The organism is Haloplanus sp. GCM10025708, from assembly GCF_042663985.1.
Classification (GTDB): Archaea; Halobacteriota; Halobacteria; order Halobacteriales; family Haloferacaceae; genus Salinirarus; species Salinirarus marinus.
Map to the genome: position 1 here is coordinate 641,157 of NZ_JBHSZA010000011.1, position 17,736 is coordinate 658,892.

Sequence of the window (17,736 nt, forward strand, 5' to 3'; positions counted from 1 at the left end):
GGGAATCTCGGTAATCAACGGATTTCATCGATGGAGCGAATCAGCGCCTCATCAGGCGGAGGTCTCCGAGTTCTTCCGTGAACTCCCACTGCGCGTAGAAGCCAGTCATCTCTTCGAGACAGTACAGTTCGAAGTGTTCTACGTCGGCCAAGCGGGGCTCACCGAGCACTTCGCTCATTAGTTGCGCTCCGAGCCCTTCGTTCCGATGCGGTTCAGCGACGATGAAGTCGAAAATAAGCGCCTTATACGTGTAGTCGGTGAGGACGCGGGCGAACGCGACGAGTTCTCTCGAATCCGCGTTCTCGATCCCGAACAGTTCGTCGGAACTGGAAAGCATCTGGGGGAGTTCTTCCCGGTCTCTCGTCTCCGTCCACCACTCGTTCTGATACAGCCGGTGGAGGTCGTCGACGTGTCCGGTCGAGAGCTCCTCGATTCGTCTCGTTTCCATACACCGACGTCTCGAAGGCGGATATACAATCTTTGCGTGACACCGAGCCTCGAGGAACGCGGTGTGTGAAGAATGGATGCGGGATCTGTAACACCAGTTCGAGACCCGAACGAGGCCGAGAAACGCGAAAGTCGGTGCTGTAAAAGGCCGCTCAGGCTGTGTATCGTCTGTTCGGCTACGGAATTTCTTTTCGATAGCTGTTCTCCGGATCCGCGGTGGCCGTTCCCGTTCTATCCCCGGGACGCTCTGTCGTGCCTTTACCGGAATTCGTCGTAGATGGACGACCTGTGACCGACCGCACCGACCTGCATCTGTTGGTTTTTGCGGTCGAACCGGACTATCGCCCGGTAGTCACCGACCCGTAACGACTGCCACGGCTTCGCGCCGGTCAACGGTTTAGCGAAATCGGGCGGGTCGCGGAACTCGTCCGAAACCACGTCGTCGAGCTTATCGAGGATTCGCTGTTGCGTCTCGGCGTCGAGTGCTCCGAGTCCGTCCGCCGCTCGGCTCGAGAGTTCCCACGCCCACTCCTCACCCATCCGTGCCGAACCGTTCGCGGGCCTCTTCTGCACTGACCGTCTCGCCTTCCTCGAACTGCCGTTCACTCTCCAGCAGGTCTTCGAGTGCTCGCTTTGAGAGTCGCGTCCCGTACACCGCGTCGCGCAAGGCCTCACGCATGAACTCGGAACGCGAATTGTACCCCTGTTCTTGCCACTGCTCGTCCAAGTCGGCGAGGAAACCCTTCGGTAGCCGGAGGTTCACCTTCTCGTCGTTCCCGTTGGCAGTGGCGTCGGACTGAGCCATATTTTGTACTACGGTAGTACTACACAAAGGCCTTCCGTGCGCTCGTTTCCGATATCGAGTGACGCTGGTGCCAACACTACTGCTCACGACGAACGCGGCAATCTATGCAAAGCCCGTGATGCCAGTTCGAGACCTGAACCAGGCCGAGAAACGGACGCGTCGCTGACAGACGCCGTTCAGTACTCCCAGCGGCGACGGATCCGCGATTCCACGTCCGGATGCGCCGCCCGCAGCCGGTCGACGTCCCGTTCCCCGTCGACGTTGATCACGTGGACTTCCCCTCGCTGGCCGCCGTAGACGTCCTGGAAGTCGTAGACGACGCCGACGACGGTGACGTCATCGGTTACCTGCTCGCTCGCGACGAGGAACTGTACCTGGCGGTCGACGTTGTACTCGACGAGACGATTTATCGCTTCGTCGCGGCCCAGGTCTTCCGGGAGGGCCTCCACCCCCGCTTCGAGATGCGGTTTCAGCAGGTCGAGGCAGTGTTCGATGCCCGGTGGCTCGGAGAGTCCGTCGGTCAGGGCGTCGTACGTCGCGGTGACGGCCCCACAGCCGGTGTGTCCCATCACGACGACGAGGTCCGTTCCGGTGTGGGCGATGGGATAGAGGACGTCGCCGGAGACGACGTCGCCGTCGGCGGTTCGCTGGACGACCCGGTTGCCGATGTTGCCGCACGTGAAGATGTGCCCCGGCCGGTCGTTGTCCCAGACGTGGTCCTGCAGGACGCGGGAGTCCGAACAACAGACCGTGACGGCGTCCGGACGCTGGGCGTCCTGAACGTCGTCGAAGCGGGAGTCGAACGTCTCCGCGTGGTCAGCGTTGCGTTCCAGCAACTCGACGAACGCCTGATGCATGGGTGTGCGAACGCACTCGTCGACATAGACTCTGTCGTTCCGCGGTGACAGCCTCGCGGCGTCCGCTGCAGTGACCCCGCGGGCGTCGCCGGCCTAGTACGACTCGGCGAGGGCGTCGAGGGACTCGTGGTGCTCAGTGGTGTGGGGCGCAGTCAGCGGCGAGACGGAGATCTTCCCGTCGACGATGGCCCGTCGGTCGGTGCCCTCCGGATCGGGGATGTCGCCCTCGCGCATGCGCTCCCAGACGTAGTCGTGCAGTCGAATGGTTTCCCCGTTCGGTTCCGCGCGCATGTCGTACAGCGTCGAGGGGGTCGTGATCTCCATCGGCGCGGGGCCGTCGCCGGGGAGCGGGGCGTTGACGTTCAGATACTCCGCTCGGTCGAAGACGCCGGCGTCGGGGGCGTTCTCGACGAGATACGCCGTCGCCCGCGCGGCGTCGCGGTAGTCTTCGGGGTCGGTCGCTTTCTCCCGCCAGTCGCTGTCGCCGAGGGGGACGTACAGCGAGACGGCGATCGCGGGGACGTCGAAGAAGGCCGCCTCGACGGCGGCGCTGACGGTCCCGGAGCGCCCGAGCACGTACGCACCGAGGTTGGCTCCCTTGTTACAGCCGGCGACGACCATGTCCACGTCGGGACAGAGCGACTCCAGGCCGGCGACCGTACAGTCGGCGGGCGTTCCTTCGATGGCGTAGCCGAGTTCGTGTTCCCTGACAGCGACTTCGTTCGACATGGCGCGGCCGACGGCGCTCTTGTCGGCGGCCGGGGCGACGGCGGTCACGTCCGCGAACGCCGAGAGCGCGTCGTAGACGGCTCGAAAGCCCACGCTCTCGATGCCGTCGTCGTTCGTCAGAAGAACGCGAGGGGATTCCATGCCACCCCATCCGACGGCGGCCGAAAAAGGCCCATCGATTCAGCCGACCCGGTCGACGACCGTCTCGCCGTCGACGACGAGGTTGTACGCCTCCTCGTCGTCGTTCCAGAGGACGAGGACGTTCTCGAACGCGAGGACGTCGCCGTAGTCGGCGGTCCGCAGGTCGCGGTTCAGCGACGACTCCCGGGTACAGACTGCGTACTGTTCGACCGACTCGCTCCCGTCGCCCACTTTGTAGAGGGAGTTGCCGTCGTCCGCGAGGTCGCGACTGAGTTTCACCGCCAGCACGTCCACCCGTTCGGTGACGTGGCGTTCCATCTCGGCCATCTTCGCGTACCGATCGGCGTCGGCGCGCCCCTCCCACCGTCGCTTTCCGTCCGTCCGGGCGACGAAGTAGGAGAATTTGACGGACGTGTTGACGAACGTGCCGTCGGCATCGCCGGCCTCGTCGAGTCGCCGCTGCACTCCGGGCGCGTCTATCTCGGGGCGTTCGTCGAACGACCAGCCGACGTCCGACGGGGCCTCGCCGGACCAGAGGCGGAGCGTCGGCGAATAGATCGTCACGTCGCCGTCCGGCGGCGCGACGGCGCGCTCCATCTCGCGGAGTCCGACGCTCGTGTTGCGGTCCGCCGGGGCCAGCGCGACGAGCGACCCGTCGTCGGCGACGGCGTCGAGATAGCGTTCGACGACGGCGACGGGGTCGTCGAGTTCGCTGAGGACGTTCGCCAGCAAGACGAGGTCGTACTCCCCTCGGGGTCGAACGTCTCGGCGCGGTCGTCGTGGACGGCCGTCCGGAAGTTCCGCCGCGTCTCGTCGGCGAGGCGGGTGAACACGTCGGCGGCGTCGCTCGGTTCGACGGCGTGGTAGTCGACGACCGAATCATCGGGGAGGTAGTCGTGGAGGCCGAACGCGGGGCCGCCGACGCCCGCGCCCACGTCGAGGACGCGGAGGCGACGCGGGAGCAGCGACCGCTCGGCCAGGTCGTCGAGGACGTAGCCGACGGCGGCGTAGTAGTCGGGGAGGTGGTAGATGGCGTAGCCGAGAGCGGCGTCGTAGTCGTACTCGACGGGGTTCTGGTGGTAGTAATCCGCCTTGAGTCGGCTGACGACGTCGCGGAGGTGGTCGCCGGAGGGGCCGTCGTACCACTCGATGCCCCAGCGTTCGACGAGGAGGTCGGCGAGGGCGTCCTCGTAGCGCTCGGGGAGGGCCTCGGGAGTCCACCCCGGCGGAACCGGGTCGTCGGCTGCGGGGACGAACGTGCCGTCGTCGCGTTCGAAGAGCGCGAGGTCGTAGGCCTCCTCGCGGAGGACGCGCCGGACGACGGCCGGGTGGGGCTGGCCCTCGACGTAGTCGGCGATCTCCTCGGGGTCGATCGGACGGACGTTGCGGAGGTACTTCGCGTTCGCGCGGACGGCGTCGCGGTCGATCATTCGCCCTCGGTTCGGCGGGTCCCGGCCTCGGTCGTGGGGTGGCGGCCGGCCTCGCGGTAGAGTTCGTCGAACGCTTCACCCTCGGCGGCGGCGAGGCGGCGCGCGGCGTCGGCGACCCGGTCCGCGCCCGCGAACATCTCCTGAATCTCGCGATAGACGCGCGGCGTGTCGCCGGTGACCGTCCGAACCAAGTCGTCGAGGCGGGCGGAGACGGGCGTGGCGAACTCGTCGCGCACGTCCTCGGCCGCGAGGGCGTACGCGAGGATGGCCGTGTGTGCGCCCGCCTGGACCGTCTCCATCGCCTCGTCGTGTTCGGCGGCCGTCGTCTCGAAGCAGTCGTTGCCGGCGGCCCGGAAGTCCTCGCGGACGGCGTCGGTCACCGGGCCGGGCGCGTCGGCGACGACGGCGACGTTACCGGGCGCGTTTGCCGCCGCGAAGAGGGGGTGGATGCTCACCCGTTCGCGGTCGGGCAGCTGTTCGCGCATGGCGCGGAGGGGGCGTCCATCACGCCCGACACGTCGAACATGGCGCGCTCGGCGCGGGGGCGTGCGTGGCGACGGCGTCCGCGACGGTCGAGATGGGGACGGCCAGACAGACGGCGTCGAACGTCTCGTCGGTGCCGATCGCGACCGACCGGGCGTCGAGTTCGGCGGCGGCCGCGTCGGCCGTCGACGGGTCGACATCGGCGAGTGCGACGTCGGCGTCGACGGTCCGGGCGACCCATCGACCCATCTCGCCCGCCCCGACCACCAGCAGATCCATGTAGGTGCTCTGATTCCCGACGTGCAAAAAGGGTTGGTCACGCGACTCGACCACGACCGCCGTCGTCCGAAACGCCGCGAACGGCCGGCGCTCGGGAGAGCTAGCTATTCGTCGGTGGGGCCCGAAAGCTCACGTATGGAACCAGTCACGACGGACGACGCGCCCTCGTTCACCGACCTCTATTCGCTCCCCATCGGCCAGGGCGTGATTCACGGCGAGACGCTGTACGTCGCCCAGCTCCCCGGCGATCCGGAGACGGGCGAGATCGTCGGGGAGACGATGACCGAACAGGCAAAGCGAGTCCTCGAGAACGTCGACGCGACGCTCGGAGCCGGCGGCGCGTCGTTCGACGACGTACTCAAGGTCACCGTCTACGTCACGGATTTGGCCGCCTTCGACGAGTTCAACGAGGTGTACGAGCGGTACGTCTCCGAGCCGTATCCGGTCCGGTGTGTCGTCGAAGTGGCGGACCTCTACGAGACGAGCGTGGTCGAACTCGACGTCGTCGCCGCCGTCGCCCCGATCACAGGCCGAGGCGGAAGGCCCGATTCGCCGCGAGCAACGAGAGGCCGACGGCCATGACGCAGACGAGGAGGCCGTACGCGCCGGCCCACCCGACGGTGTCGGAGAGGACGCCGACGACGACGCTCCCGGACGCGCCGAGAATCATGTAGACGGTGCGGACGAGGCCGAACGCGGCCCCGCGCTCGTCGGCCTCGAAGCGGTCGAAGTAGCGCGACTGGAGCGGCGCGCCCCATGTCATCGCCACGCCGACGAGGACGACCGCGGGGATCATCCCCACGTCCGGCCCCGCGACGAGCAACCCGAAGCCGAGGACGCCCGTACTCATGTTGGTGACGACGGCGGTGTCGGGCGCGAACCGGTCCGAAACCCACCCCATGATCGGTTGTGCGACGCCGTTGACGACGAAGTAGAGCGAGAAGAGGAGCCCCGCAGTCGTCTCGGGGAGGCCCCGGTAGGCGACGAGAAACGTCGGCAGAAACGAGGCGGTCGCCTGCCACGTGAACGCCCCCGCGACGGCGAGGGCCGTCGTGTAGGCGATGGCGGGGCGGGTGAGAAACTCCGTGAGCGGTGAGAGGGCGACGCGTTCGCGCATCGGTTGGTCGGGGCGGACCGGGGGAGTCGGTCGGACGCGCCAGAGAAACAGGCCGAAGACGGGGACGGCGACGACGGCACCGAGAGCGAGCGCGGACCGCCACCCGTATCGCGCGGCGACGGCGGTGACGGCGATGGGCGCGACGAGGCCCGCGATCGGCCCGCCGGCGACGTGGACGCCGATGGCGCGGCCGATGTCGTCGAACTCGCGCGTGAGCAGCGTCGTCGCGACGCTGTAGTGGAGTCCCGCTCCTGCCCCGAGGACGACGACGACGAGGGCGAAGGCCGGAAAGGAGGGGACGACCGAGAGCAGGAGACTCGCCGCTGCGGTGACGCCCACGGCGGCGAGGATGACGACGCGTTCGCCGTATCTGTCGCCGAGGATACCCGACGGGAACTGCGTGACTGCGTAGGCCGCCCACATGCCCGAGAGCGCGAGCCCCACGGCCCCTGTCGAGACGTCGAAGCCGGCAGTGACGTCGGGGACGACCGGACTGATGACGAGGCGCGCGACCATCGTCGCGGCGAACGCGAGCGTACAGAGCGCGAGGACCGTGTGTCGGTACCGCCAGTTCACAGTCGCTCTCCGTCCATCGCGGTAAAGTCGCTTGTGGTACCGGGAACGTCGGCTGGAACATCCCAGTGGGCGAGCGCCCTCACCGAGTCAGACCACGAATTCGATCGGGTAGTCGGTGAGGTTCTCGTAGCCGTCGTCGGTGACGACGACGAGGTCCTCGATTCGGACGCCGCCAACGTCGGGGTCGTAGAGGCCGGGTTCGACGGTGACGACGTGTCCCGGTTCGAGTTCGCCGCCGTCGGGGCTCACCCTCGGCAGTTCGTGGACGTCGAGGCCGACGCCGTGGCCGGTGCTGTGGATAAAGCCCGTCTCCGCGGCCGGGTCCGACCGAAGCGTCGGATGTCCGGCGTCCTCGTAGACGTCGCAGACGGCGTCGTGGACGGCCGCGCCCGTCACTCCCGGTTCGATGGCGTCGAGGGCGGCACGCCGCGCCTCGTCGGTCAGATCGAACCACTCCCGGAGCGTCTCGCCCGGGTCGCCGACCGCGAACGTGCGAGTCATGTCGGCGTGATAGCCTGACGCCTTGTCGCGCGGGAAGATGTCGACGACGACCGCTTCGTTCGCCCGAATCGGGCCGCTTCCCCGGTCGTGAGGATCGGCCGCGTCGGCCCCGCAGGCGACGATGGTCTCGTCCAGCGCACACCCGTTCCGGAGCAGCGTCAGTTCGATCTCCGTCCGTATCGCCTCGCTCGTCAGGGGGTCGCCGTCGCGATAGAGGACGCCGTCGTCGACGCTGGCGGCCGCGAGCAGCTCCTCGGCGGCGGCCATCGCCGCCTCGTTCGCGCGTTGTGCCTCACGGATGCGATCGAGTTCGTCCGGCCGTTTGACGGCCCGTATCTCGGTCACGACGTCCGCGTCTTCGGGGGTGACGGCGACGCCGGCGTCGCGCAGGGCGTCGGCGGGACCGAGCGGGAAGCGAAACGGCGTCGCCACCGACGACGCGCCGCGGGCGTCGAGGAAGTCGGCGATCGTCTTCGCCCGGCCCACGGTGCGGCCGCTGGCGTCGACGTGGTCGTGATAGCCGTGATCGACGAGCCGCGACACCGAGTCCGCCCGGCTCTCCTTTCGCGCGCGGCCGTATTCCAGCCCGGAGACGAGGAGGTGCGTCCAGTCGGGCGTGTACAGGGTCACGAAGGGGTCGGGCGCGTCGAAGCCGGAGAGGTAGCGCTGGTCGGAGTCGGTGCCGTCGGCGTCCAGCAGGTAGCCGTCGTAGTCGTCGCCCAGAAAGTCGTCGAGGGCGGAGAGGTCCGGATCCATGCCGGACCGTCGGGCGGCGAGGTGAAAGGCGTTGGCTTCGCCACGGTCGGCGGACGGGAGACCGACGCCGCGAGCGACCGCCCCGCGAGCGACCGCGACGCCGACCGGCCGAACCGCCATCGTCCGGTACGCTGATACGCCTACCCGCGCACCGCACGGTATGGACGTCACGATATCCCAGTCCTCGGTTCGGGGTGCCGCGAGGGCTCCGCCCTCGAAGAGTTACACCCACCGCGCCATCCTCGCGGCGGGGTACAGCCACGGCGCGCTCGTCTACGACGCCCTCGACAGCGCGGACACGCAGGCGACGGCGCGCGCCGTCGACGCCTTCGGCGGCGACGTCGAACGCGACGGCGACCACGTCGAAGTGACGGGGTTCGGCGGCCGGCCGGCCGTCCCCGCAGACGTCGTCGACTGCGGAAACAGCGGGACGACGATGCGGCTCGTCACGGCCTGTGCCGCGCTGGCCGACGGCGTCACCGTCCTGACGGGCGACGACTCGCTCCGTTCCAGACCGCAGGGGCCGCTTCTCGGCGCCGTCGACCAGCTCGGCGGGCGCGCCGAGAGCACCCGCGGGAACGGACAGGCACCGCTCGTCGTCGAGGGGCCCGTCTCGGGCGGCGAGGTGTCCATCCCGGGCGACGTCTCCTCGCAGTATATCACCGCGCTGTTGATGGCCGGCGCGGTGACGGAGGAGGGGATAGGGGTCCACCTCGAAACCGAACTCAAATCCGCGCCGTACGTCGACATCACGCTGGAGGTGCTGGAGGCGTTCGGCGTCGACGCCGAGGCGACGCCGGACGGCTTCGCCGTCGCCGGCGGGCAGTCCTACGAACCGCCGAACGGCGAGTACCACGTCCCCGGTGACTTCTCCTCGATGTCGTATCTCCTCGCGGCGGGCGCGCTCGGCGCCGAGGAGGGCGAGGAGGTGCTCGTCGGCGGCGCGCATCCGAGCGCACAGGGCGACACGGCGATCGTGGAGATACTGGAACGGATGGGTGCGGACGTCGACTGGGACCGGGACGACGGCCGCATCGCCGTCCGGCGGTCGGCGCTCACGGGCGTCGAGGTGGACGTCGGCGACACGCCGGACCTCCTGCCGACGATCTCGGTTCTCGGCGCGGCCGCCGACGGCGAGACGCGAATCGTCAACTGCGAACACGTCCGCTACAAGGAGACGGACCGGGTGAGCGCGATGGCGACGGAACTGGAGAAACTCGGTGCCGAGGTGACCGAGGAGGCGGACACGCTGACGGTTCACGGCGGCGAGACGGACCTGCGGGGCGCGACGGTCGACGGCTACGACGACCACCGCGTCATCATGTCGCTCGCCGTCGCGGGCCTCGTCGCCGACGGCGAGACGACGATCCGCGGGGCCGAACACGTCGACGTCTCGTTCCCCGGCTTCTTCGACGTGCTTTATGACCTGGAGCGGTACTGTCCCGTCAATGAACGGAAATCGTTTCGGCCGACTGTTTCAGGTCACGACGTACGGGGAGAGTCACGGCCCGGCGATGGGCGTCACCGTCTCGGGGTGTCCTGCCGGCCTCGAACTCTCCGAGGAGGACGTCCAACGGGACCTGGACCGGCGCAAACCCGGGCAGTCGATGATTACGACCAGCCGGGGCGAACCGGACGAGGTGACCATCAACTCCGGGCTTCAGGACGGCTACACCACGGGGACGCCCATCGGGATGGTCATCCAGAACAAGGACGCCCGCTCGGGCAAGTACGAGCCGTTCGTGACGGCACCCCGCCCGAGCCACGGCGACTTCACGTATTCGGCGAAGTTCGGCACGCGCAACTGGGGCGGCGGCGGGCGGTCGTCGGCGCGCGAGACGGTCAACTGGGTCGCCGCGGGCGCGATCGCGAAGAAGATCCTCGACCAGCAGGGGATTCAGATCAAGGCGCACGTGAGCCAGATCGGCGACATCGAAGCGCCGAAGGTCACCTTCGAGGAGATGCTCGAACACTCGGAGGAAAACGAAGTGCGGTGTGCGCACCCGGAGACGGCCGCCGAGATGCGCGAACGCATCGAACAGTACCAGGAGGAAGGCGACTCCATCGGCGGGGCCATCCACTTCGAGGCCCACGGCGTCCCGCGCGGGCTGGGCGCGCCGCGGTTCGACTCTGTGCCCGCCCGTCTCGGCAAGGCGCTGATGGCCGTCCCGGCGGCGACGGCGTTCGAGTTCGGCCTCGGGGCGGAAGCCGTCAGCTATACCGGGTCGGAACGGAACGAGGACTGGGAGTTCGACGGGAGCGAGGCGGGGAGCGCCTCGGAGTCGAGCGGCGACGGGCCGCGAGGCGACCCGACGCCAGCCGGCAACAAACACGGCGGCCTGCAGGGCGGCATCACGACGGGGCAGCCGATTTACGGCGAACTGACGCTCCACGCCCCCACCTCTATCCCGAAGACGCAGACGACGGTGGACTGGGAGACGGGCGAAAGGAAGGAGATCCAGGTCGTCGGCCGACACGACCCCGTCCTGCCGCCGCGCGGCGTCCCCGTCGTCGAGGCGATGGTGGCGCTGACGCTCGTGGACTTCATGCTCCTCGGCGGCCGAATCAATCCGGATCGTCTGGACGATCGACCCGGCGAGTACGACACCGACTACCATCCGAGTAGCCCACAGAACGAGTAGGTGCGTCGTCCGCCGAAGCCCCATGAAAGATCGCCCACGATTCATTAGCTATATTAGGTCCTTCATCATCTTTCCTTGGTAAAGCATAGCAAAGGCTTTAGTCAGGCCATCGTAAATCATCCCGGTAGTGGCCCGCGAGGGCCGTGATTCACATATGACTGACGACGAACTCATCTGGCGAATCGCGGGTGGTTCCGGTGACGGGATCGCGTCGACGAGCCAGAACTTCGCAAAGGCCCTGATGCGTTCGGGGCGACACGTTTTCACGCATCGTCATTATCCCTCGCGCATCCGTGGCGGTCACACGTACACGGAAGTACGTGTATCGGAAACACCGGTACGTGCGCGAGGCGACGGATTCAACTTCCTGTTAGCGCTCGGAGACTCCTTCGCGCGGAATCCGTCCGAGAACGCCTACTACGGCAACGAGGAACTGAAACCGCTCGAAGAGAACCTCGACGAACTCCGCGAGGGCGGCGTCATCGTCTACGACACCGGCCTCCTCGACGCCTCGGAGATCGACGACTTCGAGGAACGCGCCGAGGAGAACGACTGGCACGTCTACCCGATGGATCTGCGGAACATGGCCCGCGACTTCGGCCGCGAGGTCATGCGTAACACCGCGGGCGTCGGGGTGACGGCGGCGCTCACCGGGATGGACCTCAACCACATCGAGGACCTGATGGGCGAGGCGATGCCCGACGAGATCCTCGAACCGAACGTCGAGATCCTCCATCACGCCTACGAACGGGCACAGGAGGAGTTCGATCACACGCACGACGTCGCCGTCCCCGGCGGCGAACACGACGAAGAGCAGGCGCTGCTCTCGGGCAGCGACGCCATCGCCTACGGCGCGCTCGACGCCGGCTGTCGGTTCATCGCGGGCTACCCGATGACCCCGTGGACCGAGGTGTTCACCATCATGTCCCAGAACCTGCCGGAGGTGGGCGGCATCTCCGAACAGGTCGAGGACGAGATCGCGGCGGCGGCGCTGGCGATCGGTGCCTCGCACGCGGGCGTGAAATCCATGTCCGGATCGTCCGGCGGCGGGTTCGCGCTCATGTCCGAACCGCTCGGCCTGGCCGAGATGTCGGAGACCCCGGTGGTGCTCGTCGAGGCGATGCGCGCCGGCCCCTCGACCGGGTTGCCGACGAAACCCGAACAGGCCGACCTCGAACACGTCCTCTACACGAGTCAGGGCGACTCGACTCGCGTCGTCCTCGCACCCGGGACGCCGGAGGAAGCCTACGACCAGACCCGCCAGGCGTTCCGCCTCGCCTACGAGTATCAGCTCCCGGCAATCGTCCTCTACGACCAGAAACTCGGCGGCGAGATGACGAACGTGCCGGCGAGCCACTTCGACCGCGAGCCGAACCCGGACCCCGGCAGCGTCATCACGGAAGCGGAACTGGAGGACGCCCCCCACGACGCGACGGGCAAATACCAGCGCTTCCAGTACGACGCCGAGAAGGGTGTCACTCCGCGCTCGCTCCCCGGACAGAAGGACGGCCGCTTCCTCGTCACCGGCAACGAACACCACCAGCCGGGACACATCGACGAGGACCCGGAGAACCGGGTGTTGCAGATGGACCGCCGCCTCGGCAAGTTCGACCACATCAGCGCCGACCTCGAGGAGGAGGACAACCAGACCTACTTCGGCCCCGAGGACGCCGAATACGGGATGATAACGTTCGGAAGCCAGCAGGGAACTGTCAAGGAAGCCGTCGACCGTCTGAACGACGACGGCCACTCCGTCCGCGCGGTCAGCATCAGCGACATGGCTCCGTTCCCGACGGCGGAGCTCGCGGAGTTCCTCGACGGCGTCGAGGAGGCAGTCGTCGTCGAGATGAACGCGTCGGGACAGCTCCGCGGCCTCGCTCAGAAGGAACTCGGCCGCTACGGCGAGAAGATGTCGAGCCTCCTCAAGTACGACGGCGAACCCTTCCGGCCCGACGAAGTGGTCGAGGGCTTCAAAGCGAGCATCGACGGGGAGGACCTCCCCGGGCAGAACACGAAATACGTCCCAGCAGCAGGTGACTAAACATGAGCGCGTTCTCAGCAATCGGCGAACGAGGAGAGGTAGAGAGAGAGGAGTTCACCCCGGGGATGGAGCCACAGCCGACGTGGTGTCCCGGATGCGGTGACTTCGGCGTCCTGAAGGCGCTGAAACAGGCGATGCCCGAGGTCGGGCGCTCGCCCGACGAGGTGTTGCTCTGTACGGGGATCGGCTGTTCGGGCAAACTGAACAGCTACTTCGAGAGCTACGGCTTCCACACCATCCACGGCCGGTCGCTTCCCATCGCTCGGGCGGCGAAACTCGCCAACCCAGGGCTGGAGGTCGTCGCGGCCGGCGGCGACGGCGACGGCTACGGCATCGGCGGCAACCACTTCGTCCACACGGCCCGCGAGAATCACGACATGACCTACATCGTGTTCAACAACGAGATCTTCGGGCTGACGAAAGGGCAGACGTCGCCGACGTCGCCGAAGGGCCACAAATCGAAGACCCAGCCACACGGCAGCGCCAAGTCACCGATCCAGCCGCTGTCGCTGTCGCTCACGTCCGGCGCGTCCTACGTCGCTCGGACTGCGGCGGTCAATCCGAACCAGGCCAAGGAGATCATCGTCGAGGCGATGGAACACGACGGATTCGCGCACATCGATTTCCTCACGCAGTGTCCGACGTGGAACAAGGATGCCCGGCAGTACGTCCCCTACATCGACGTCAACGAATCCGACGACTACGACTTCGACACCACCGACCGAAGCGAGGCCTCCGAGATGATGCAGAAGACGGAGGAAGCGCTCTACGAGGGCGAAGTCCTCACCGGCCGCTTCTACGTCGACTCCGATCGCCCCTCCTACGGACAGGAGAAACGCGCCATCGGCGAGATGCCCGAGGAACCGCTGGCCGAACGCTACTTCGACGAGGAGTACGACTGGGAGCGCTCCCACGACCTGTTCCTCGACAAGCACAAGTAGTCCCGGGCGTCTCTGTTTTCTTCGGTCGAGAACCGTTTTTTCGCTTCGCAACATATTTTTTCGGGGGAACAAAGTCATCCGATATGGGAACCTCGTCTACGGAACGTCGCATCCTCTCGGTGCTCGAAGAGGATGCACAGGCGTCCTACGCGGATATCGCGGAGCGTGCGGGCGTCTCGAAGCCAACCGTGCGAAAGTACATCCAGCGCATGGAGTCGGAGGGCGTCATCGTCGGCTATTCGGCCGACGTCGACCCGAAGAAACTCTCCGGACAGTCGATCGCGTTCGTCGGCATCGACGTCGAGAGCGAGCGCTACGTCGAAGCGACCCGTGCGATAAAGGAACTCGACTCCGTCGAGGCGCTCTACACCTCCTCCGGCGACCACATGCTGATGGCCGAGGTCCGGGCCGCCGACGGCGACGCCCTCGGCGACGTCATCAGCGAAGACATCCTCGCCATCGACGGCGTCACCGCCGCCCACCCGTCGTTCCTGCAGGAACGGTTGAAATAAACTCCTGACGAGGTTCACTTTCGCTCCGGAAGGCCAACGTTGAGGGCCGTCCAGCGCGGACGGTGAGTATGGGCACGGAGACGTTGCCCGGTGCGGACGCCGACGGCGGTGAGCGCATCGTCCTGCACGTCGACATGGACTGCTTTTACGCGGCCTGCGAGCGACTGCGCGATCCCGATCTGTGCGGCGAACCCGTCGTCGTCGGCATGGGCTACGAGGACGGCGCGACCCACGGTGCGGTGGCGACAGCGAGTTACGAGGCCCGCGAGTACGGCGTCGAGAGCGCCCAGGCTATCTCCGAGGCAGTGCGGCGGCTCCCGCCGAAATCGACGGCCCGAGCGGATCCGGACCTCGACGCCACGGACGCGGGCCACTACCGCCCGGTCGACATGGGATATTACGAGTCGGTCGCGGCGGACATCAAAGCGATCCTCCACGACTGCGCCGACGTGGTGCGCGAGGTGAGCGTCGACGAGGCCTACCTCGACGTCACCGACCGGACGGCGTGGCGCGAGGCGAACGGCCGGCCGCTCGCGGAGGGCTACGCCCGTCACGTCAAAGAGCGCATCGAACGCAAGGTCGGCGTCACCGCGAGCGTCGGCGTCGCGCCGAACATGAGCGCCGCCAAAGTGGCGAGCGACTACGACAAACCGGACGGTCTCGTCGTCGTCCGCCCTGGCGAAGTCCGGGAGTTCCTCGCGCCGCTCCCGGTCGAGGACGTCCACGGCGTCGGTCCGGTGACGGCGAGCGAACTCCGGTCGCTGGACGTCGAGACGGCGGGAGACCTCGCCGCGACGGACCCGGCGCGCCTCCGGGACCGCTTTGGCGAACGCGGCCGCGCCCTCTACGACCGCGCCCGCGGCGACGACGACCGCCCGGTGACGCCGACGGGCCGACCCAAGAGCCTCTCGCGGGAGTCCGCGTTCGCCGAGGCGACCGACGACGCGGAGCGACTCCGCGAGACGGTGCGATCGCTGGCGTCGGACGTCGCCGAACGCGCCAGAGAGCGGGGCGCGACCTACCGAACCATCGGCATCAAAGTCGTGACACCGCCCTTCGACGTGAACACTCGCGAGCGGTCGCTCCCTGGCCCCGTCGACGACGCCGAACTCGTCGCGGACGTCGCGCTCGACCTGCTCGCGGAGTTCTCGGAGACCGCGGTGCGCAAGGCCGGCGTCCGCGTCTCGAATTTGAGTTTCGCCGACGGCGAGCAAGCGCGCCTCGACGGATGGGACGGCGAAGGCGTGGACGCCGATCCCGGGGACGACGGTACGGACGGCGTCGACGCCGGCGGCGACGATCCACCAGAACCGGCCGGCTCCGGCGACTCGACCGCCGACGCGCCGGCGGACCGCTCCGACGTCGCACCCGAGGGACAGGCCACGCTCACCGACTTCGACGGCGAGTAAACCGGGTTCCGTCCCGGGCAGTCAGACGGCCGTCTGACGCGGAACTATGGGGCCGGCCGTCGTCGATTCGCCCGATCGAATGACGGAGACGGAAACCATCACCGTAGCGGACGTGAGCGACGGACCGGGCGGTAGCGGAACCGACGGCCCCGGAACGCCCGTGTCGCTCCCGGTCGTGGAGCTGCTCACGGGACGGGGGTTCATCACGGGCAAATCCGGGTCCGGCAAGTCGAACACCGCGTCGGTGGTCGTCGAGAACCTCCTGTCGAACAACTTCCCCATCCTCATCGTCGACACCGACGGGGAGTATTACGGCCTGAAAGAGGAGTTCGAACTCCTCCATGCGGGGGCCGACGACGAGTGCGACATCCAGGTCAGCCCCGAACACGCCGAGAAACTCGCGAGCCTCGCGCTCGAGGGCAACGTGCCCATCATCCTCGACGTGTCGGGCTATCTGGACGACGACGTGGCGAAGGAACTCCTCCTGGCGACGGCCCGCCAGCTGTTCGCCAAGGAGAAGAAACTAAAAAAGCCGTTCCTGATGCTCGTCGAGGAGGTCCACGAATACATCCCCGAGGGCGGCGGTCTCGACGAGACGGGGCGGATGCTCATCAAGATCGGGAAGCGGGGGCGAAAACACGGCCTCGGCATCGTCGGCATCAGTCAGCGGCCGGCCGACGTGAAAAAGGACTTCATCACGCAGTGCGACTGGCTGGTGTGGCACCGCCTGACGTGGAACAACGACACCAAGGTCGTCTCCCGCATCATCGACGCGGAACACGCCGACGCGGTGGAGGACCTCGACGACGGCGAGGCGTTCCTGATGACGGACTGGAGCGAGTCGGTGCGCCGGGTGCAGTTCCACCGCAAGCAGACGTTCGACGCCGGGGCGACGCCGGGACTCGACGACTTCGAGCGGCCGGAACTCAAGTCGGTGAACGCCGAACTGGTGGACGAACTCCGCGACATCACCGACGAACGCGAACGCCGCGAGAGCGAACTCGCGGATCTGCGACAGGAACTGGAGAAAAAGGAGCGCCGGATCCGCGAACTCGAGGGGAACTGGAGGAGGCGCGCGACCTCAAGCGGATGGCCGACAAGTTCGCACAGGCGATGCTCCAGAAGGCCGAAGCGCCGTACCGCGGCGGCGACCCCCGATCGGCTCCGGCCGAACAGGCCGACCTCTACGCGTACGAGGACGCCGACGCGGTCCGAAACGGCGCGGAGATGGCGGCGGACGCCGACGCGGCGAGCACGTCGGACGGGGACGCCGCCAGCGGCCAGACGGCGGACGTCACGATCGACCCCGCCGACGGCGACAACGGCGCTGGGGACGACGCGGACGACTCCGACGCGGTCGAGGAAGATCCTGACGCCGTCGACGCGGTCGAAAACGACGCTGGGGCTGCCAGTGACGCCGACGACGAGTCGGGGTTCGACTACGAACGGGCCGACTGGCCGGACGTGTCGTCGGTGCCGTCGACGACGGACGGGACGACGGACGCGCCGGAGCCCGGCACGCGCGCGGCCGTCGTCCGAAAGCTCCGCTCGCGAATCGAGGACCTGCCGGACATCTCGCTGGCGATGCTCCGCCACTACCGCGAGGCGGGGACGGCCGAACCGGTCGACGCGCACGTCGCCGCCGGCGGGAGCAGCGACTCGACCATGGCCTACGGGCGGAACCGACCGCTCAGACGGCGGAACCTGATAGAGCACGCCGGTCGCGACACCTACCGCTACGCGGTACCGGATCTGGTGCGCGACGCCTACGACGACCGACTGGACGGCGAGAAATTGGGCGTCCTCGTCGCCGCAGTCGAGAAGGCGTTCGTCGAGGAGGAGACGCTGGCGGCGGAGATGTCGGCCGGCGGCCCGCCCGCGGACGGCGAGGACGACGACGTGGAGTTCGTCGACGACGAGTCCGTCGAGGGAGACGACGGGTTTGTCGAGGAGGACGCCGAAATCGTCGAGGAGTCGTACCCCACCTTGGACGACGCCGAAGACGCGGACGACACGGACGAGACCCCCGCGGACGAGGATGACCGGCGGGACGCGGAGATCATCGAGTAG

Annotated in this window: 13 protein-coding genes and 4 pseudogenes; 8 read left to right on the plus strand and 9 right to left on the minus strand. The window is 67.6% G+C overall.

The annotated features are described in order from the left end of the window. Positions 1-40: 40 nt before the first annotated feature. The 7 genes and pseudogenes from ACFQJD_RS06575 to ACFQJD_RS06605 form a co-directional block, all read right to left on the minus strand. Positions 41-448, minus strand: a complete 408-nt coding sequence (locus tag ACFQJD_RS06575) for a GNAT family N-acetyltransferase (RefSeq protein ID WP_379797008.1) — start codon at positions 446-448, stop codon at positions 41-43. Positions 449-705: 257 nt separating this feature from the next. Then, on the minus strand, positions 706-987 hold the full coding sequence (locus ACFQJD_RS06580; RefSeq protein ID WP_379797010.1) for a type II toxin-antitoxin system RelE family toxin: 282 nt from the start codon (positions 985-987) through the stop codon (positions 706-708). Beyond that, on the minus strand, positions 980-1,252 hold the full coding sequence (locus ACFQJD_RS06585) for a ribbon-helix-helix domain-containing protein (RefSeq protein WP_379797012.1): 273 nt from the start codon (positions 1,250-1,252) through the stop codon (positions 980-982). The genes ACFQJD_RS06580 and ACFQJD_RS06585 overlap by 8 nt, the downstream gene beginning before the upstream one ends. A 176-nt stretch (positions 1,253-1,428) precedes the next feature. After that, positions 1,429-2,109 carry a carbonic anhydrase gene (locus tag ACFQJD_RS06590; RefSeq protein WP_379797014.1) on the minus strand — a complete coding sequence of 227 codons (681 nt, stop codon included), beginning with the start codon at positions 2,107-2,109 and terminating at the stop codon, positions 1,429-1,431. 93 nt (positions 2,110-2,202) lie between these two features. Continuing rightward, positions 2,203-2,979 carry a 5'/3'-nucleotidase SurE gene (surE, locus tag ACFQJD_RS06595; RefSeq protein WP_379797016.1) on the minus strand — a complete coding sequence of 259 codons (777 nt, stop codon included), beginning with the start codon at positions 2,977-2,979 and terminating at the stop codon, positions 2,203-2,205. A 39-nt stretch (positions 2,980-3,018) separates the two neighbouring features. Then, positions 3,019-4,409 (minus strand): annotated as a pseudogene (locus ACFQJD_RS06600) (small ribosomal subunit Rsm22 family protein). After that, positions 4,406-5,171: pseudogene (locus ACFQJD_RS06605) on the minus strand (prephenate dehydrogenase/arogenate dehydrogenase family protein). The pseudogenes ACFQJD_RS06600 and ACFQJD_RS06605 overlap by 4 nt, the downstream one beginning before the upstream one ends. Positions 5,172-5,306: 135 nt before the next feature. On the opposite strand from ACFQJD_RS06605, the gene ACFQJD_RS06610 reads away from it, so the two are divergent. Then, on the plus strand, positions 5,307-5,753 hold the full coding sequence (locus tag ACFQJD_RS06610) for a Rid family detoxifying hydrolase (RefSeq protein ID WP_379797018.1): 447 nt from the start codon (positions 5,307-5,309) through the stop codon (positions 5,751-5,753). Here the strand turns inward: ACFQJD_RS06610 and ACFQJD_RS06615 are convergent. Together ACFQJD_RS06615 and ACFQJD_RS06620 are read right to left on the minus strand one after the other, a co-directional pair. Next, positions 5,695-6,864 carry an MFS transporter gene (locus ACFQJD_RS06615; protein WP_379797020.1) on the minus strand — a complete coding sequence of 390 codons (1,170 nt, stop codon included), beginning with the start codon at positions 6,862-6,864 and terminating at the stop codon, positions 5,695-5,697. The genes ACFQJD_RS06610 and ACFQJD_RS06615 overlap by 59 nt on opposite strands. An 87-nt stretch (positions 6,865-6,951) precedes the next feature. Then, on the minus strand, positions 6,952-8,121 hold the full coding sequence (locus ACFQJD_RS06620) for a M24 family metallopeptidase (RefSeq protein WP_379797022.1): 1,170 nt from the start codon (positions 8,119-8,121) through the stop codon (positions 6,952-6,954). Between the two features lie 160 nt (positions 8,122-8,281). On the opposite strand from ACFQJD_RS06620, the pseudogene aroA reads away from it, so the two are divergent. The 7 genes and pseudogenes from aroA to ACFQJD_RS06655 all read left to right on the plus strand — a co-directional run. Then, positions 8,282-9,550: pseudogene (gene aroA / locus ACFQJD_RS06625) on the plus strand (3-phosphoshikimate 1-carboxyvinyltransferase); the annotation flags it as partial. 19 nt (positions 9,551-9,569) lie between these two features. Beyond that, positions 9,570-10,763 (plus strand): chorismate synthase, encoded by a 1,194-nt coding sequence (aroC, locus tag ACFQJD_RS06630; RefSeq protein WP_379797024.1) that lies wholly within the window; start codon positions 9,570-9,572, stop codon positions 10,761-10,763. 154 nt (positions 10,764-10,917) lie between these two features. Further along, positions 10,918-12,804: a 2-oxoacid:acceptor oxidoreductase subunit alpha gene (locus tag ACFQJD_RS06635; protein WP_379797026.1), complete on the plus strand. Its 1,887-nt coding sequence runs from the start codon at positions 10,918-10,920 to the stop codon at positions 12,802-12,804. A 2-nt stretch (positions 12,805-12,806) separates the two neighbouring features. After that, complete coding sequence (locus ACFQJD_RS06640; RefSeq protein WP_379797028.1) at positions 12,807-13,745, plus strand: thiamine pyrophosphate-dependent enzyme; 939 nt, start codon at positions 12,807-12,809, stop codon at positions 13,743-13,745. Between the two features lie 83 nt (positions 13,746-13,828). Next, the gene (gene lrpA1, locus ACFQJD_RS06645; protein ID WP_379797030.1) at positions 13,829-14,257 is read left to right on the plus strand and encodes an HTH-type transcriptional regulator LrpA1; all 429 of its coding nucleotides are present in this window, start codon (positions 13,829-13,831) and stop codon (positions 14,255-14,257) included. Positions 14,258-14,325: 68 nt separating this feature from the next. Beyond that, positions 14,326-15,666 (plus strand): DNA polymerase IV, encoded by a 1,341-nt coding sequence (dinB, locus tag ACFQJD_RS06650; protein ID WP_379797032.1) that lies wholly within the window; start codon positions 14,326-14,328, stop codon positions 15,664-15,666. Positions 15,667-15,745: 79 nt separating this feature from the next. After that, a pseudogene (locus ACFQJD_RS06655) lies at positions 15,746-17,736 on the plus strand (ATP-binding protein).